Raw genomic sequence first — 14,501 nt, forward strand, 5'->3', positions numbered from 1 at the left:
GTGGCTTAGCCTTCAAGCTCGGCCAGGCGCGCCTCCAGCGCGGCAATCCGGGCCTCCAGGGCTTCGATCCTTTCTTCCGACACATTGCCGCCACTGTTGCGCGCCCCACCTTCCTGCTGGCGAGCGGCAAGAATCGCCTCGATTTCTGCCGGATCCCCCAGTGCATGGGTGTAGCGGTCTTCGCGCTGCCCGGCCTGGCGTGGCAGATGCAGTGCCAAACCACGCGAGATCAGGCGCTCCAGCTGGTGCTGGATCTGTTCGGTGTCATCGAAGTCGTGCAAGCGGTTGCTGCGGGTCAGCAGCTCGTTGAGGGTTTGCGGCCCACGCAGGAACATCAGGCCCATCAGTATCAGCTGGGCCGGTACCAGCTCCAGTGCCTTGTCCACCCGTTGCTCCCAACGGTCAGCGCGGCTGCCCATCTGCAGCCGGGTCATGCCCTGGCTTTCCAGGGCACGCAGCGCCTGGCCGACCTGGCCCTGGGACAGGTTCATCACCGGCTCACGGCTGGTCTTCTGGTTGCAGGCCAGCACCAGGGCATTGAGGGTCAGTGGGTAACTTTCAGGGCTGGTGGCCTGTTTTTCGATCAGCGCGCCGAGAATGCGGATCTCGATACTGCTGAAGCGGCCTTCGTCTGCGGTTTGATTTTCTGACATGGCCAAGTCTCATTGCGAGGAAAAGGCCACTAGCGTAGGTAAAGCGCCTGGGTTAAGCAATCACTGCCCCATCGCCGGCAAGCCGGCCCCCACAGACTGGCCCTGAACTCAAGGCATGTGCAGAGCCTGTGGGGCTGCAGTGTTGCTTGATTTCAAACCTTGACGCCATCCCTATTGTGGGAGCCGGCTTGCCGGCGAATGGGCCGCTACGCGGCCCTGGCTATCTCAAGCGCTACGGCGCTCTTGCGCTTGGCAGGCCGCTGCCGTGAACAGCACATCGGTCGAAGAATTCAGCGCAGTCTCTGCCGAATCCTGCAGCACGCCAATGATGAAGCCAACAGCAACCACCTGCATGGCAATCTCGCTGGGAATGCCGAACAGGCTGCATGCCAGCGGGATCAGCAGCAACGAACCGCCAGCCACGCCCGACGCACCACAGGCGCAGACCGCCGCCACCATGCTCAGCAGCACCGCGGTAGGCAGGTCGACCGGGATGCCCAGCGTATGCACCGCTGCCAGGGTCAGCACGGTGATTGTGATGGCCGCGCCCGCCATGTTGATGGTCGCACCCAGCGGGATCGACACCGAGTAGGTGTCCTCATGCAGGCCCAGGCGCTCGGACAGTGCCAGGTTGACCGGAATGTTGGCCGCCGAGCTGCGGGTGAAGAAGGCCGTGATACCACTTTCGCGCAGGCACAGCAGCGTCAATGGGTATGGGTTGCGGCGGATCTTGCAGAACACGATCAGCGGGTTCATCACCAGCGCCACGAACAGCATGCAGCCGATCAGCACCCCCAGCAGGTGCAGGTAGCCAAGCAGGGCATCGAGGCCAGACTGGGCGAGTGTCGAACTGACCAGGCCGAAAATGCCCAGCGGGGCGAAGCGGATGACTAACCGCACGATCAGGGTTACGCCATTGGACAGGTCCTCGACCACGGTTCGGGTGGTTTCACCGGCATGGCGCAGCGCCACGCCCAAACCAATGGCCCAGGTCAGCACACCAATGAAATTGGCGTTGAGCAGGGCGTTGATCGGGTTGTCGACGGCGCTCAGCACCAGGTTTTGCAGCACTTCACCAATGCCGCCAGGCGCGCTCAGGGTCACATCGCTGGCGCTCAGGGCAAGTTGCGAAGGGAACAGCATGCTGGCGACAACGGCCACCACCGCAGCCGAGAAGGTGCCCAGCAGGTACAGCCAGAGAATCGGGCGGATGTGGGTTTCCTGGCCATGGCGATGGTTGGCGATCGAGGCCATGACCAGAATGAACACCAGCACCGGCGCGACTGCTTTCAGGGCGCTGACGAACACCTTGCCGAGAAAGCCCAGGTCGAGGGCGATGGCTGGCGCAAGCAAGGCCAGGACAATACCGGCGATCAGGCCGATGACGATCTGGGTCACCAGGCTGGTGCGGTTGAGGACGCGAAGGAGGGGGGACATGTGCTGCGCTATCTCGGTATCTTGAAAGGGCGTGACTTTACCATAGACCTTGGTAGGGTCGTCCCGGCCTGTTTACGCTCACCAATGGAACAGCTCCCGACGCGCCCCCTCGGTAATGGCCACGATCCCGGGGTGCTTGACCTTGCGTTCAACCGAAATAGCATAGAACGACTCGTGCACCGCCTCGGTCTGCCCGATCAGCTCCACCCCGTACTGGCGGCACACTTCCTCGGCAATCACACTGGGAGCCACGAAGATACCGCTGCCCGACTGGCCGAATGCCTGCATCAAGGCGCTGTCGTCGAATTCGCCGATTACCCGCGGTTGCACCTGCTGCTCGCCAAGCCAGCGCAGCAGCCGGCTGCGCACTACCGTTTCCTGGCCCGGGATCAGCAATGGTGCATCGTGCAGGCAGCCAGGAAAGACGCCAGCGTGGCGTTGGGCCAAGGCTTTTGTAGCAAAGAAGCTCAAGCCGCATTCCCCGAGCTTCTGGCTGTAACCCTTGATATCCAGGTGGTTGGGCATCGGGCTGTCGGATATCACCAGGTCCAGGCGCTGGATCGCCAGGTCTGCCAGCAGGCGTTCGAGTTTGTCCTCACGGCAGTTGATGCGCAGCACATCGTCCAGCTCCATGGTGGGCGCGAGCAGGCGATAGACGATCGATTTGGGCACCACGTCGGCAACCCCCACGCGAAACAGGATCTGTTCCTGCGGGCCGGCGCGCAGCATGGCCTCCAGTTCACCGCCGATCTGGAACATCTGCTCGGCGTAGACCAAGGTCTGGCGACCGGTTTCGGTCAGCTCCAGCTGCCGCCCGACCCGTTGGAACAGCTCCAGGCCGTAGGTCTGCTCGAACAGGCTGATCTGACCGCTGATGGTCTGCGGGGTCAGGTTCAGTTGCTCACTGGCGCGGGCGATGCTGCCGGTCTTGGCCACGGCCCAGAAATAGTGAAGCTGTCGATAGTTGAGCATCACCGCGTTCCCGATTCGTAAAAACCGAAGTATAACCGCTGAAAATACGAATTTTCCTGATGTATCGGCATCTTTAGAATTCGACGCCATCAGGCGCATTGCGCGCCGTCGGGATATCGACAAGCGAGGACCCCATGCTGCAATTCAAATCCATTGGCACACCCTTGGTGCTAGCCTTGGCACTGATGAGCCTGGCAGGCTGCGACCAGGCCGAGAAATCTGCCCAGCAGATGCTCGACCAGGCCGCCAAATCGGCCAAGCAGGCCATCGATGACACCAACGAAGCGGCGCAGCAGGCGCTGAGCGACGCTATCGGCACCGAAGGGCAGAAGCCCAAGGACGCCGACCAGCAAGATAAAACCCAGGACATCTGACCCAGAAACGTTGCAGGACTGAAAAATGGAATATTTGCTGGAACTCGCCGCAAGCCCCACCGCCTGGGTAGCCCTTGCCACACTGGTGGCCATGGAAGTCGTACTGGGCATCGATAACCTGATCTTCATCTCGATCCTGACCAACAAATTACCGGTCGAATACCGTTCCAAGGCACGCCGTATCGGTATCAGCATGGCCTTGATCATGCGTTTGGCGCTGCTCAGCACGGTGGCGTGGATCGTTCAGCTGACCGACCCGGTATTCGAAGTGTTCGGTAATGCCTTCTCCTGGAAGGACGTGATCCTGATTGCCGGTGGCCTGTTCCTGCTGTGGAAAGCGACCAAGGAAATCCACGAAAACGTCGACCCGCACGGCGCCAAGGAAGAAGCCAAGGTGTCCTCCACGGTTACCCTGGGCTTCGCGGCCGCGATCTTCCAGATCCTGCTGCTGGACATCGTGTTCTCGGTTGACAGCATCATCACCGCTGTGGGCATGACCGAGCACCTGCCGATCATGATCATTGCCGTGATCACTGCCGTGATCGTCATGATGGTGGCCGCTGACCCGTTGGCGAACTTCATCAACGACAACCCGACCGTGGTCATGTTGGCCCTGGGCTTCCTGATCATGATCGGCATGACCCTGATCGCCGAAGGTTTCGGTGCCCATGTGCCAAAAGGTTATGTGTATGCAGCGATGGCCTTCTCTACGGCGATCGAAGTGCTCAACATCCTGGCCCGCCGGGCACGGATGAAGCGCGAAGCGACCGAAGGCTGATTCATGGCGGGGGCGCTTTGCGCCCCATTCGCCGGCGGGCCCCCTTCCAGGAAGGGGGCAACTGACGCTTACTGCGCTTCGACCTTGCGCGGCGCCATGAAGTACAACCACACCAGTGCAATGAAATACATCGCCGGGATCATGGTGAACAGCACTGCGTAGTTGTTATTGGTAACCGTCAGCACGGTGCCGACGATCTGCGTCATGAACATGCCGCCAATGGCCGCGCACATGCTGCCAAAGCCGAACACCGTGCTTATCAGGTGCTTGGGCGTGTAATCCATCAGCAGGCTCCATATGTTCGCCGTCCAGGCCTGGTGCGCGCCGACCGCCACGGCAATGGCAAGCACCGCTACCCACAGGCCACTGGCGTTGGCGGCGAAGGTCACGCTGATCATGGTGCAGGCGAAGATCAGCATCGATATCAGGCGTGCCCGTATGGCGCGTACGCCACGGCCTATCAGCCAGGACGAAAGGATGCCGCCGCCAATGCTGCCGAAGTCGGCCGTGAGCCAGATCAGGATCAGCGGGATGCCCATCTGGGTCACGCTGATGCCCAGGTTGTACTGCTGGTTGAGAAAAGGTGGCAGCCAGTACAGGTAGAACCAGAACACCGGTGCGGTGATCGCGAATGCCACGGCGAAGGCCCAGGTGCCGCGCATGCGCAGGATGCGGCTGAAGGGCACACGTACCGCCTCAGGCTCGGCTTCGCGCTGGATGTACTCCAGTTCGCTCTGGCGCACAGTCGGGTGCTCTTCAGGGTTGAAGTATTTCAAGCCCCAGAACACCACCCAGACCAGGCCCAGGCAACCCATGGCGATAAAGGCGGCCTGCCAGCCCCAGGCCGCCAGGATCACTGGCAGCAGCGCCGGGGTGATCATCGCGCCAACGTTGGTGCCGGCGTTGAACAGCCCGGTGGCAATGGCCCTTTCACCCGCGGGGAACCACAGTCGTGTGGTCTTCACACAAGCCGGATAATTGGCGGCTTCGGTCAGGCCGAGGATGAAGCGGCAGACCATGAAGCCTGCGGCCGATGTCGCCAGGCCATGGGCTCCGGTGGCCAGGCTCCAGAGCAGTACCGCCATGAAAAATGCACGTTTTACGCCGATTTTGTCGATCAACCGGCCCTGCAACAGGAAGCCGATGGCGTAACCCACCTGGAACCAGAAGTTGATGTTGGCGTAGTCCATCGCCGTCCAGCTCATGTCCTTGGCCAGCATGGGCTGCATGATGCCGAGGGCGGCGCGGTCGATGTAGTTCAGTGTGGTGGCGAAGAACACCAGGGCGAGCATGCCCCAGCGCGTCTTGCCGACAGCAAAGGCGTCGCGAATCTTGCTGCCCATGGAAGCATGGGGAATAGGAGGCATGGCCGATGTACCTGTTTCTTGAAATTGTAATGAGCTGCTGGATGCTTCTGGCCCGCGGGTTTGGCTCAAGGCAGTGAGCACCCGCAAGGCCGTGGCATGGTGAGCAGTGAAGCAAGGACCGTCAATGCCAGAAAACGCGCTACCGTTCGATAACCGAACGATTGCCGTCCGTCATTATTTTGCGTGAAAGACTCGATATCTCTACATAAAGTTGTACATGAAAATATACTTGTACAATATTTGAGTATTCCGGTCTCCAGAGTATGGCCATGCGAAGCACTGTCACAGCCCTCAACCTGTTCGTGCTTGCCGTTGCGCTTGCCGTCATGCCACCCGCCGTGGCGGACTGGCGGCCAGCGGTGCCCGAGGCGCGCAGCGTCGGCAGCGGTGAGTTCACCTGGTTTGGCCTGCGTGTCTACACCGCCCATTTGTGGAGCGCAGGCTCGCCGCAGGGCTGGAGTGAGCCTTTTGCCCTGGACCTTCTCTACCACCGGAGGTTGTCACGCGAGGCGCTGGTGCAGGCCAGTCTGGATGAAATGCGTCGTCTGAGCGACCGCCCTTTGCCCGAGGCCACGCTTGAGCGTTGGGAGCAAGCGATGAACGAGGCGTTCGTCGATGTGCGCCCGGGCATGCGCATCACCGGGGTGTACCTGCCGGGGCAGGGCTCCCGGTTCTATGTCGATGGTCAACTGCGTCGCGAAATTGCCGACCCGGCATTTGCCAGGGCATTTTTTGCCATCTGGCTGGACCCGCGGGCCCGGGACCCCGAATTGCGCCAGCGCCTGCTCGGCCTGGCCGGTAATGATCAAGGAGATTGAATATGCGAAGAGTGTTGCTATTGGTCGGCTGCCTGCTGCTGGGCAGTTGCGGCAATGTCGAGGTCGACCATTACGCCGGTGAAAAGCCGGCGCTGGACCTGGTCACGTTCTTCTCCGTGCCGGTGCAGGCCTGGGGCATGTTCCAGAATCGCTCGGGGGAAGTGGTCAAACGCTTCGATGTGCGCATCGACAGCCGCCGCGAAGGTGACCGGCTGATTCTTGACGAGCACTTCGTGTACAGCGACGGTACGCGCCAGCGGCGCATCTGGACCCTGACCCCGGACGGCCCCGGGCGCTGGCGTGGTCGTGCGGGCGATGTGATCGGCGAAGCCCGCGGCGAGGTGGCGGGCAACGCCCTGCACTGGCGCTACCGCCTGGACCTGCCGGTCGACGGCCGGCATTGGGAAATGGACATCGATGACTGGATGTACCTGATGGATGAGGACACCCTGATCAACCGTTCGAGCATGCGCAAACTGGGTGTGGAGGTCGGGCAGATCACCCTGTTTTTCCGCCGCCTGCCAAAGGCCTCGCAGTGACTCAGGCCGCTCTCGCGAGCCGTAGCATCAACGGAAATGCCACCGCCCAGATCGGTGCCAGCAGCAGGGCGGTAGGCAGGGGACCCATTGGTAGTTCCACCCCGGCCAGCCGCGCCCCCGCCAGGTAGGCCAACGGCCCACCGAACAGTCCAAGCAGCCCTCCTAGCCACAGCGGGCGGGTAGCCCAGGCCAGGCTGTGGCGCAACCCGCTTGCCAGCACCAGCCACATCAGGGCCAGCCAGCCGGGCAGCGGCCATTGGGCAAAAGCAAATACCCCCAGTGCCCCCAGCAGGCTGTCCAGCAGACAACCTGCAAGCCCTATCGCCAGCAGCGCACGCAGCTCTGCGCGCCGCTCATGGCAATAACCCAGGTGCAGCGCCACGCCTATCGGCACCAGGGCAAGCAGCCAGGGCGTGTGGGCGCCGAGTACACACACCCACCAGCCAGCCTGCAACCACACTGCATTGGCGATAAGCCAGGTACGTGACATGTTCAGGCACCTGGCAAAGGCGCCCGACGGGCTTGCGGCGCGGCCCACAGCAGTTGCGCCACGCCAATGGCACGTTCCTCGAAGCCGCCCTGGCAGTAACACAGGTAGAACTCCCACAGGCGCTGGAAGGTTTCGTCGTAACCCAGTTCCTTGAGTGCCGTGCGCGCCTGGCGCAGGTTATCGCGCCAATGGCGCAAGGTGCGGGCATAGTCCTGGCCAAAGTCCTCCATATGCACCAGGTTCAACCCAGTCTTGCGGCTGGCGGTGTCCAGCAGCACGCTCAGTGATGGCAGCGCACCGCCTGGGAATATGTAGCGCTGGATGAAATCCACCGAGCGCCGCGCCTGGGCGTAACGTTGATCGCGAATGGTGATGGCCTGCAGCAGCATCAGGCCATCCTCCTTGAGCAGTGCGGCACACTGGCGGAAGTAAGTGGGCAGGTAACGGTGGCCGACGGCTTCGATCATCTCGATCGAAACCAGCTTGTCGAAGCGCCCGCTCAGGTCGCGGTAGTCCTCGCGCAGCACCGTGATGCGTTGCGTCAGGCCCAGCGCTTGCACCCGTTGCAGGGTGTGGGCGTACTGCGCCTCGGACAGCGTCGTGGTGGTGACGCGGCAGCCATACCGGGTGGCAGCATGGATGGCCAGGCTGCCCCAGCCGGTGCCGATTTCCAGCAGGTGTTCATGGGGTTTGAGTTCGAGCTTCTGGCAGATGCGTTCAAGCTTGTTCAGTTGTGCCTGCTCCAGGGTTTGCTCGGTGCTCTCGAACTGCGCCGCCGAGTACATCATGGTTGGGTCGAGCAGGCGTTCGAACAAGGCGTTGCCCAGGTCGTAATGGGCCAGGATGTTGCGCCGTGAACCGCGTCGGCTATTGCGGTTGAGCCGGTGCAGCAGGTGCAGGGCCGGGCGTGCCAAGCGTGCCAGCCCGCCCTCCATGGCATCGAGCACCTCAAGGTTGGCGACGAACACACGGGTGACTGCGGCCAGGTCGGGGGTGCGCCAGTAGCCATGGATATAGCCTTCCCCGGCGCCGATCGAGCCGTTACTGGCGACCAGGCTCCAGGCGGCCTCGTCAACGATTTCGACCTGGGCGTGCAGAGCACTGCCGGCTTCACCGAAGGTCCACTGACGATCGTTGCAGATCACCCGTAAACTGCCGCGGGCCAAGCGGCGCAACTGGGCCAGCACGGCCGTCCTGGCCAGGTTGCCAAGCAGCGGTGTCAGGCCGGTGGACTTGCTAACGCTCAGGGTGGGCTCGGTCATCATCTAACTCCTTGGAGGCGGCTTGGCCCAGGCTCAGGTTACCCAGGCTGGCGCTATGGTCGTGGATGGGCGTGCGCTTGAGCAGCAGCTGCAAGGCCTGCCAGTAGATGGCTGCTACGGTGCGCAGGCTCATCCAGGGGAAACTCAGGATATGGCGGTGCAGAGCGGCGCGATCCAGCGGCCCGCGTTGCAGCGCGAGGTCGGCATCGAACACCTTTTGCCCCTCGCGCCAGTTCTCCATGTGCACGTGTACGCGTCGCGCATCGAGCAGAAAACGCAGGCGGTACTCCATGTCCAGGGGCATGAACGGCGACACATGGAACGCCTTGGCCACGCAAAACCCGGTAGACAGGCCGTCTTGCACCGGCAACACGTAGTGAAAGCGCTGGCGCCATGGCGTGTTGCGCACCTCCAGCAGGATCGCCTGCAACTGGCCGGCGGGGTCGTGGCAGAAGTAGACACTCACCGGGTTGAACGAAAGGCCCCAGCAGCGCGGCTGGGTTAGCAGGTGCACGGCGCCTTCAGGCGTTTGCCCGGTGGCCTGGCCGACCAATTGCCGAGCGGCCTGGGCCAATGGCATGCCATTGCGGGTCAGCGCCGGCAGGTAATCGCTTTCGCGCCAGCTCAGCGGCGCCAGTCGCGACCGCCCCAGCCAGCGGCTGAGGCTGAGCAGGCGGGGTTGCTCGTCCAGGTCCAGGTAGAACATGCCGATCCGATAGCGGAAGGCATGCTGGCGTGGTGTCAGGCGCCTATGGCTGACCCAGCCGTGGCACAGGCTGCTGATCACAAGCCTTCCCCAAAAAACTCAGCCACTTTCAAGGCGCTGACCACGCCGTCCTCGTGGAAGCCGTTGGCCCAGTAGGCGCCGCAGAAGTAGCTGTGCTGTCGGCCCTGCAATTCAGCCTGTCGGGCCTGGGCAGCGAGGGCGACGAGGCTGTACTGCGGGTGCGCGTAGTTGAAGCGGGCGAGGATCTGCGTCGGGTCCACCAGTGCGGTCTGGTTCAGGCTCACGCAGAAGGTCACCGGCGCTTCGATACCTTGCAGGATGTTCATCGCGTAGGTCAGCGCGGCCGGTGCCTGCTGCGGGCCGCCGAGGCGGTAGTTCCAACTGGCCCAGGCTTTGCGCCGGGTTGGCAGCAGGCGGGTGTCGGTGTGCAGCACCACGTCGTTGCTGGCGTAGGTGATGGCGCCGAGTATTGCGCGCTCATCGGCACTTGGCGCCTCCAGCAAGGCCAAAGCCTGGTCGCTGTGGCAGGCGAACACCACATTATCGAAGCGCTCGCTGCCGGCCGCGCTGAACACGGTCACGCCGCCTTCGTCACGGCTGACACGGTCAACCGGGCAGTTGAGGCGGATGCGCTCGGCGAATGGCTTGCACAACGGCGCCAGGTAACTGCGTGAACCACCCTCGATCACCCGCCATTGCGGGCGGTTGCTCACCGAGAGAAGGCCGTGGTTACGGCAAAAGCGCACGAAGAACTGCAGCGGAAAACCGAGCATGTCGGCGCGTGACATCGACCAGATAGCCGAGCCCATCGGCACGATGTAGTGGTCGATGAAGCGCTGGCCATAGCCCTGCGTCTGCAGGTAGCCACCCAGGGTGGTGGCTTCGTCGATACGCTGGCTGTCCAGGTCGGCAAGGACCTTGCGGTTGAAGCGCAGGATATCGCGCAGCATGCCCCAGAAGCCTGGCGATAACAGGTTGCTACGCTGGGCGAACAGCGTGTTGAGGTCATGGCCGTTGTATTCGAAACCGTTACGCGGGTCATGCACCGAAAAGCTCATTTCGGTGGGCCTGGAGGCAATCTTGAGCTGGTCGAGCAGGCGGATGAAGTGCGGGTAGGTCCAGTCGTTGAATACGATAAAACCGGTATCCACTGCGTACTGCCGGCCACCCCATTGGACATCGACGGTATGGGTGTGGCCACCGACCCAGTCGGCGGCCTCGAACACAGTGACTTCATGCCGCCGAGAGAGCAGATAGGCACAGGTGAGGCCGGCAATACCGCTGCCGATGATTGCGATGCGCATGTCTGTTTCAGTCCTGTTGCTTGCGTGCCAGGCGCTGGCCTAGCTTCAGTCGCCAGCGCACCGGCATTGCGCCCAGCAGGCGCAGTACCAGAGTGAATACGCCGGGGAAGTTGATTTCTAGCGGGCGCTTGGGCAAACGCACGGCAATGTGCCTGGCGGCGCGTTCTGCACTCCAGATCTGGGGCATGGGGAAGTCATTGCGGCGGGTCAATGGCGTATCGACAAAGCCAGGGCTGATTAGCGTGACATCGATGCCCTCGTTGACCAGATCGATGCGCAGCGACTCGATCAGGTAGCGCACGGCCGCTTTGGAGGCACCGTAGGCCCCGGCACGGGGCAGCGCCAGCCAGGACACCGAGCTGCCGATCACCACTAGGTGCGGGCGTTGGCCACGGCGCAGCAAGGGCAGGGCAGCGTGCAGGCAGTGACTGACGCCGATCAGGTTGGTGCGCACCACGCGCTCGACCAGCTCTGGGTCGAAATGGCCCGGCTCCAGGTATTCACAGGTGCCTGCATTGAGAATCACCAGGTCGAGCGCGCCCCAGCTGCGTTCGATGTGCGCGGCAACATCAGCGACCTGCCGAGGGTCACTGATATCGCCGATGGCCAGCAACGTCTGCTGTGGAAACTGCGCGGTCAGCGGCGCCAGGTTTTCGGCCTGCCGGCCACCCAGCGCAACCTGATGGCCCTGTTCCAGCAGCTGTTGCGCCAGCGCGGCGCCGATGCCGCTGCTGGCACCGGTCAGCCAGCAGCGGCTCATGCCAGCCGCCCCTTGAGCCAACGCACAGCGCTGCCTACTACTGGCACATGCTCGTAAAGCAGTGCACCGGCGTCGAAGTAGTCTTGATGAAAGTGCACGCGTTCGTGCCAGCGAAGGTGGCTGCAACCCTGCAGGCTGATCAGGCGCCCGTTGGCCAGGCGTGGGTGGCGAAAATGCAGGGTCCAGCGAATGTAACCGTGGCCCGGTTGGACCTCGTCGGTACCCTCGAAGGTGTAACGCACCTCCTGGGTGTTGGCGTAGAGCTCAGCGAAGTAGGCACGCAGGTCGCTCAGCCCGTCGATCTTGTGCAGAGGGTCGCGGAAGGTGACATCCTCGCTGTACAAGTCACCCAGGCGGTCGAGGTTGTCCGCATCGAGGCTGGCAAAGCGTTCGGCGAAGGTTTGCAGGTAGCTGGACATGCGCGGCCCTGTACAAAAATGGTTTCTTGTACAGGTATAGTCGATCCCGCTGCATAAAGCTATACAGGGTCATAATTTTGTACAGTTTTGCGCGGGGGTGTCAGCTGTCCCTGTCATCCAGTTGTCGCCGCAATTGGGCGACCTCCGCTTCCAGCTCTCGTACTCTCTCCTCGGCGAACACCTGGGCCGTGACATCACGCTGTATGCCAATGTAATACGTCAACTGATCGGCCTCGTTTCGTATCGGCGAAATCGACAGTTCATTCCAGAACAGGCTGCCGTCCTTGCGGTAATTGCGCAGCACCTGGCAGCACGGGCGCCCGTCCAGGATGGCCTGGCGAATGGCATCCAGCGCTTCCTGGTCATGGTCCTGGCCCTGCAGGAAGCGGCAATCCTGATAGAGGATGTCATCGGCCGCGTAGCCGGTCAGGCGCTCGAAGGCGGGGTTGACGTAGATGAGGATGCTGTCGTTTCCTTCCTGCTCGGCAATGACGATGCCGTCGTTGGACGCCTCGACCATCAATTGCAGGAGTTTTGCGTCGATCATGGGGCCTCCTCGAAGTGGTTGCGTATGCTTATGCGCAGCTTAGCCTGCATGCAGCTATAGGTTTAGTATGTGTAACCGTCCTGATGACCCGCCGCAATGAACGAAGCGACCTTCACCGACCTGTTGCCAATGCGTGACGTTGTCAGCCTGACCGGGGTCAACCCGGTGACCTTGCGTGCCTGGGAGCGTCGTCATGGCCTGATCCGCCCGCAGCGCACCGAGGGCGGCCATCGCCTGTACACCGCACAGGATGTCCAGCACATCCGCGACATACTGCGCTGGACCGCCAGTGGCCTGCCGATCAGCAAAGTCAGCGAAATGCTGGCCAGACGGCGAGACGCATACGAGCAAACGGTTGAACCGGCTGCTGATGGCTTTGCCGCGTGGCGTGCTGCCGTGCTACGTGCAACCCAGACATTCGATGGCCAGGCGCTCGAGGGTATTCACGGGCAGCTGTTCACCCTGTTCCCCAAAACCACGGTGTTGCTCGACGTACTGATGCCTGTGTGGCGCACATTACAGTCGGGCAGCTCTTACGGCCAGCGTAGCCAGTGGCTGTTTCTCGATGCCTTTCTGCGCGCCCGGTTGCTGTTGCGCCTGCAGTTGAACCAGGCCAACGCCCCGCGCGTGCTGTTGGCCGGTACCGGGGGCAGTGCTGAGCTTGAACTGCTGTGCCACGGCTTGCTGCTGAGCGGTGAGCAGCAGCGTATCGACGTGCTGAGCAGCGAACAACCACTTGAGGAGTTGCCACTGCTGTGTGCAGCCATTGCGCCTGCCGCGCTGGTGGTTCTGGTGCAGCCCCCAGTGAGCAGTGGCCTGGCAGATCGTCTGCGCGCCTTGCAGATGGATATCGCCTGCCCATTGGCGCTGCTGGGTGATGGCCTGGCCGAGTCGGCCACTGCACTGAAGGGAATTCCGCTGAGGCTGTTGGAGGGGCGGGGAGGCGAGGCAGGCGCGATGCTCAATGCCTTGCTCAGGGGGGCGCTGGAGCTCTCGACCACCCAGCCTGCAGAAGGGGAGCAAAGCGCTGAGCAGCCCCTCTAGCCGGCTTTGGCTGCTGCTTGCTGGCTCAGCCTGGCGCAGATCACATCGACCAATGCGGCTACTTTAGGAAGCGACTGCCGACTTTTCAGCCATGCAACGTTGATAGGCAGACCGATGGTGCTCAGCTCAGGCAGGATCTGGACCAGCGTGCCAGCGTCAAGATGTTCCTGCACCAGCCAGGAGGGCAATTGGGCCACCCCCAGCCCGGCCAGCACCATGGCAAGCTGGCCTTCTGCGTTGCCGATTGCAATACGGCCCGAGACCACCCGCTGCTCGCTGTCACTGGCATGAGCGCCCGGGAAGTGCAGCGGATACACACCGCCGTCGGTCCTGCCGTAAAGCACGCACCCGTGCTCATGAAGGTCCCGCTCCGTTTCAGGCACGCCCCGTCGTTGCAGATAACCCGGTGCTGCGCAAAAGATGTGCTGCTGGATGCCAATCAGCCGCCGTTCTACACCCTGGGGCCAGGTCTGCGGCCCGCCAATGCGCACCAGGATGTCGATGTCATGCTCGATGGGATCGACGAAGCGGTCCGTGAGCGTGATGTGTGGCATCAGCAGTTCATGCTCGGCAATGAACTCGATGAGTAGCGGTAGTACCCGCAGTTTGCCGTATGACGCCGGCAGGTCAATGCGCACCCGGCCGCAGGGCTCGGTCTGGGCACTGTGCATTTGCATTTCGGCCTCTTCCAGGCTGGCCAGGATCTGCTTGCAGGTCTGGTAGTAATTGGCCCCCGTATCGGTCAGTGCCAGGCGCCGTGTGGTGCGTGCGAAGAGCTTCATGTTCAGGCGCTGCTCCAGCCGCGCCACGCTTTTGCTGACTGCGGAGGTGGTCAGGCTCATGCGTTCGGCCGCAGCAGTGAAGCTTCCGGCCTCTGCCACGCAAATGAAAACCGCAATGCCCTTCAAGCGTTGTTCACTGAGCAATGGCGCCTCCAACTGTTGAATAAATTTCTTAAGTATCCTTGCTTAAATACCCAAGATGATAATTTTATTCCAGTATAACCTCCT

Annotated in this window: 17 protein-coding genes; 5 read left to right on the top strand and 12 right to left on the bottom strand. The window is 62.2% G+C overall.

Going from position 1 to position 14,501, the window contains the following annotated elements:
* Positions 1–5: 5 nt before the first annotated feature.
* The 3 genes from NGJ21_RS24995 to nhaR all read right to left on the bottom strand — a co-directional run bounded on the left by NGJ21_RS24995 (position 6) and on the right by nhaR (position 3,062).
* The gene (locus NGJ21_RS24995; protein WP_251962834.1) at positions 6–653 is read right to left on the bottom strand and encodes a YceH family protein; all 648 of its coding nucleotides are present in this window, start codon (positions 651–653) and stop codon (positions 6–8) included.
* A 225-nt stretch (positions 654–878) separates the two neighbouring features.
* A complete protein-coding gene (gene sstT / locus NGJ21_RS25000; RefSeq protein ID WP_251962835.1) occupies positions 879–2,090 on the bottom strand; it encodes a serine/threonine transporter SstT in 1,212 nt (403 codons plus the stop codon).
* Between the two features lie 78 nt (positions 2,091–2,168).
* The gene (gene nhaR, locus NGJ21_RS25005) at positions 2,169–3,062 is read right to left on the bottom strand and encodes a transcriptional activator NhaR (protein WP_251962836.1); all 894 of its coding nucleotides are present in this window, start codon (positions 3,060–3,062) and stop codon (positions 2,169–2,171) included.
* A 134-nt stretch (positions 3,063–3,196) separates the two neighbouring features.
* Here nhaR and NGJ21_RS25010 point away from each other — a divergent pair, with 134 nt between their 5' ends.
* On the top strand, positions 3,197–3,436 hold the full coding sequence (locus NGJ21_RS25010; protein ID WP_012315027.1) for a hypothetical protein: 240 nt from the start codon (positions 3,197–3,199) through the stop codon (positions 3,434–3,436).
* A gap of 25 nt (positions 3,437–3,461) precedes the next feature.
* Positions 3,462–4,214 carry a TerC family protein gene (locus NGJ21_RS25015; protein ID WP_012315026.1) on the top strand — a complete coding sequence of 251 codons (753 nt, stop codon included), beginning with the start codon at positions 3,462–3,464 and terminating at the stop codon, positions 4,212–4,214.
* Between the two features lie 68 nt (positions 4,215–4,282).
* Here NGJ21_RS25015 and NGJ21_RS25020 read toward each other — a convergent pair whose 3' ends face one another.
* Positions 4,283–5,581, bottom strand: coding sequence for an MFS transporter (locus NGJ21_RS25020; protein WP_046785743.1), 1,299 nt, complete (start codon positions 5,579–5,581; stop codon positions 4,283–4,285).
* A gap of 263 nt (positions 5,582–5,844) precedes the next feature.
* Here NGJ21_RS25020 and NGJ21_RS25025 point away from each other — a divergent pair, with 263 nt between their 5' ends.
* Both NGJ21_RS25025 and NGJ21_RS25030 read left to right on the top strand, forming a co-directional pair.
* Entirely contained in the window at positions 5,845–6,399 is a 555-nt protein-coding gene (locus NGJ21_RS25025; protein WP_251962837.1) for a chalcone isomerase family protein, read from the top strand.
* A gap of 2 nt (positions 6,400–6,401) precedes the next feature.
* Complete coding sequence (locus tag NGJ21_RS25030; protein ID WP_174142496.1) at positions 6,402–6,938, top strand: DUF3833 domain-containing protein; 537 nt, start codon at positions 6,402–6,404, stop codon at positions 6,936–6,938.
* A gap of 1 nt (position 6,939) precedes the next feature.
* Here the strand turns inward: NGJ21_RS25030 and NGJ21_RS25035 are convergent, their stop codons facing one another.
* The 7 genes from NGJ21_RS25035 to NGJ21_RS25065 all read right to left on the bottom strand — a co-directional run bounded on the left by NGJ21_RS25035 (position 6,940) and on the right by NGJ21_RS25065 (position 12,447).
* Positions 6,940–7,428 carry a DUF2878 domain-containing protein gene (locus tag NGJ21_RS25035; protein ID WP_174142495.1) on the bottom strand — a complete coding sequence of 163 codons (489 nt, stop codon included), beginning with the start codon at positions 7,426–7,428 and terminating at the stop codon, positions 6,940–6,942.
* 2 nt (positions 7,429–7,430) lie between these two features.
* Positions 7,431–8,690, bottom strand: a complete 1,260-nt coding sequence (locus tag NGJ21_RS25040; RefSeq protein ID WP_251962838.1) for an SAM-dependent methyltransferase — start codon at positions 8,688–8,690, stop codon at positions 7,431–7,433.
* Positions 8,665–9,477, bottom strand: coding sequence for a DUF1365 domain-containing protein (locus NGJ21_RS25045; RefSeq protein WP_115274408.1), 813 nt, complete (start codon positions 9,475–9,477; stop codon positions 8,665–8,667). Before NGJ21_RS25045 ends, NGJ21_RS25040 begins: the two co-directional genes overlap by 26 nt.
* Complete coding sequence (locus NGJ21_RS25050) at positions 9,474–10,721, bottom strand: NAD(P)/FAD-dependent oxidoreductase (protein WP_251962839.1); 1,248 nt, start codon at positions 10,719–10,721, stop codon at positions 9,474–9,476. Before NGJ21_RS25050 ends, NGJ21_RS25045 begins: the two co-directional genes overlap by 4 nt.
* Before the next feature lie 7 nt (positions 10,722–10,728).
* On the bottom strand, positions 10,729–11,481 hold the full coding sequence (locus tag NGJ21_RS25055) for an SDR family NAD(P)-dependent oxidoreductase (RefSeq protein ID WP_046785750.1): 753 nt from the start codon (positions 11,479–11,481) through the stop codon (positions 10,729–10,731).
* A complete protein-coding gene (locus NGJ21_RS25060; protein ID WP_115274410.1) occupies positions 11,478–11,900 on the bottom strand; it encodes a nuclear transport factor 2 family protein in 423 nt (140 codons plus the stop codon). The genes NGJ21_RS25055 and NGJ21_RS25060 overlap by 4 nt, the downstream gene beginning before the upstream one ends.
* 100 nt (positions 11,901–12,000) lie before the next feature.
* The gene (locus NGJ21_RS25065) at positions 12,001–12,447 is read right to left on the bottom strand and encodes a PAS domain S-box protein (protein WP_046785752.1); all 447 of its coding nucleotides are present in this window, start codon (positions 12,445–12,447) and stop codon (positions 12,001–12,003) included.
* A 96-nt stretch (positions 12,448–12,543) separates the two neighbouring features.
* Here NGJ21_RS25065 and NGJ21_RS25070 point away from each other — a divergent pair, with 96 nt between their 5' ends.
* Complete coding sequence (locus NGJ21_RS25070; protein ID WP_115274411.1) at positions 12,544–13,491, top strand: MerR family transcriptional regulator; 948 nt, start codon at positions 12,544–12,546, stop codon at positions 13,489–13,491.
* Here NGJ21_RS25070 and NGJ21_RS25075 read toward each other — a convergent pair.
* Positions 13,488–14,417 (bottom strand): LysR family transcriptional regulator, encoded by a 930-nt coding sequence (locus tag NGJ21_RS25075; protein ID WP_115275514.1) that lies wholly within the window; start codon positions 14,415–14,417, stop codon positions 13,488–13,490. The genes NGJ21_RS25070 and NGJ21_RS25075 overlap by 4 nt on opposite strands.
* Positions 14,418–14,501 lie beyond the last annotated feature (84 nt).

The sequence above is a fragment of the Pseudomonas sp. Marseille-Q5299 genome (assembly GCF_943737035.1).
GTDB lineage: Bacteria > Pseudomonadota > Gammaproteobacteria > Pseudomonadales > Pseudomonadaceae > Aquipseudomonas > Aquipseudomonas putida_E.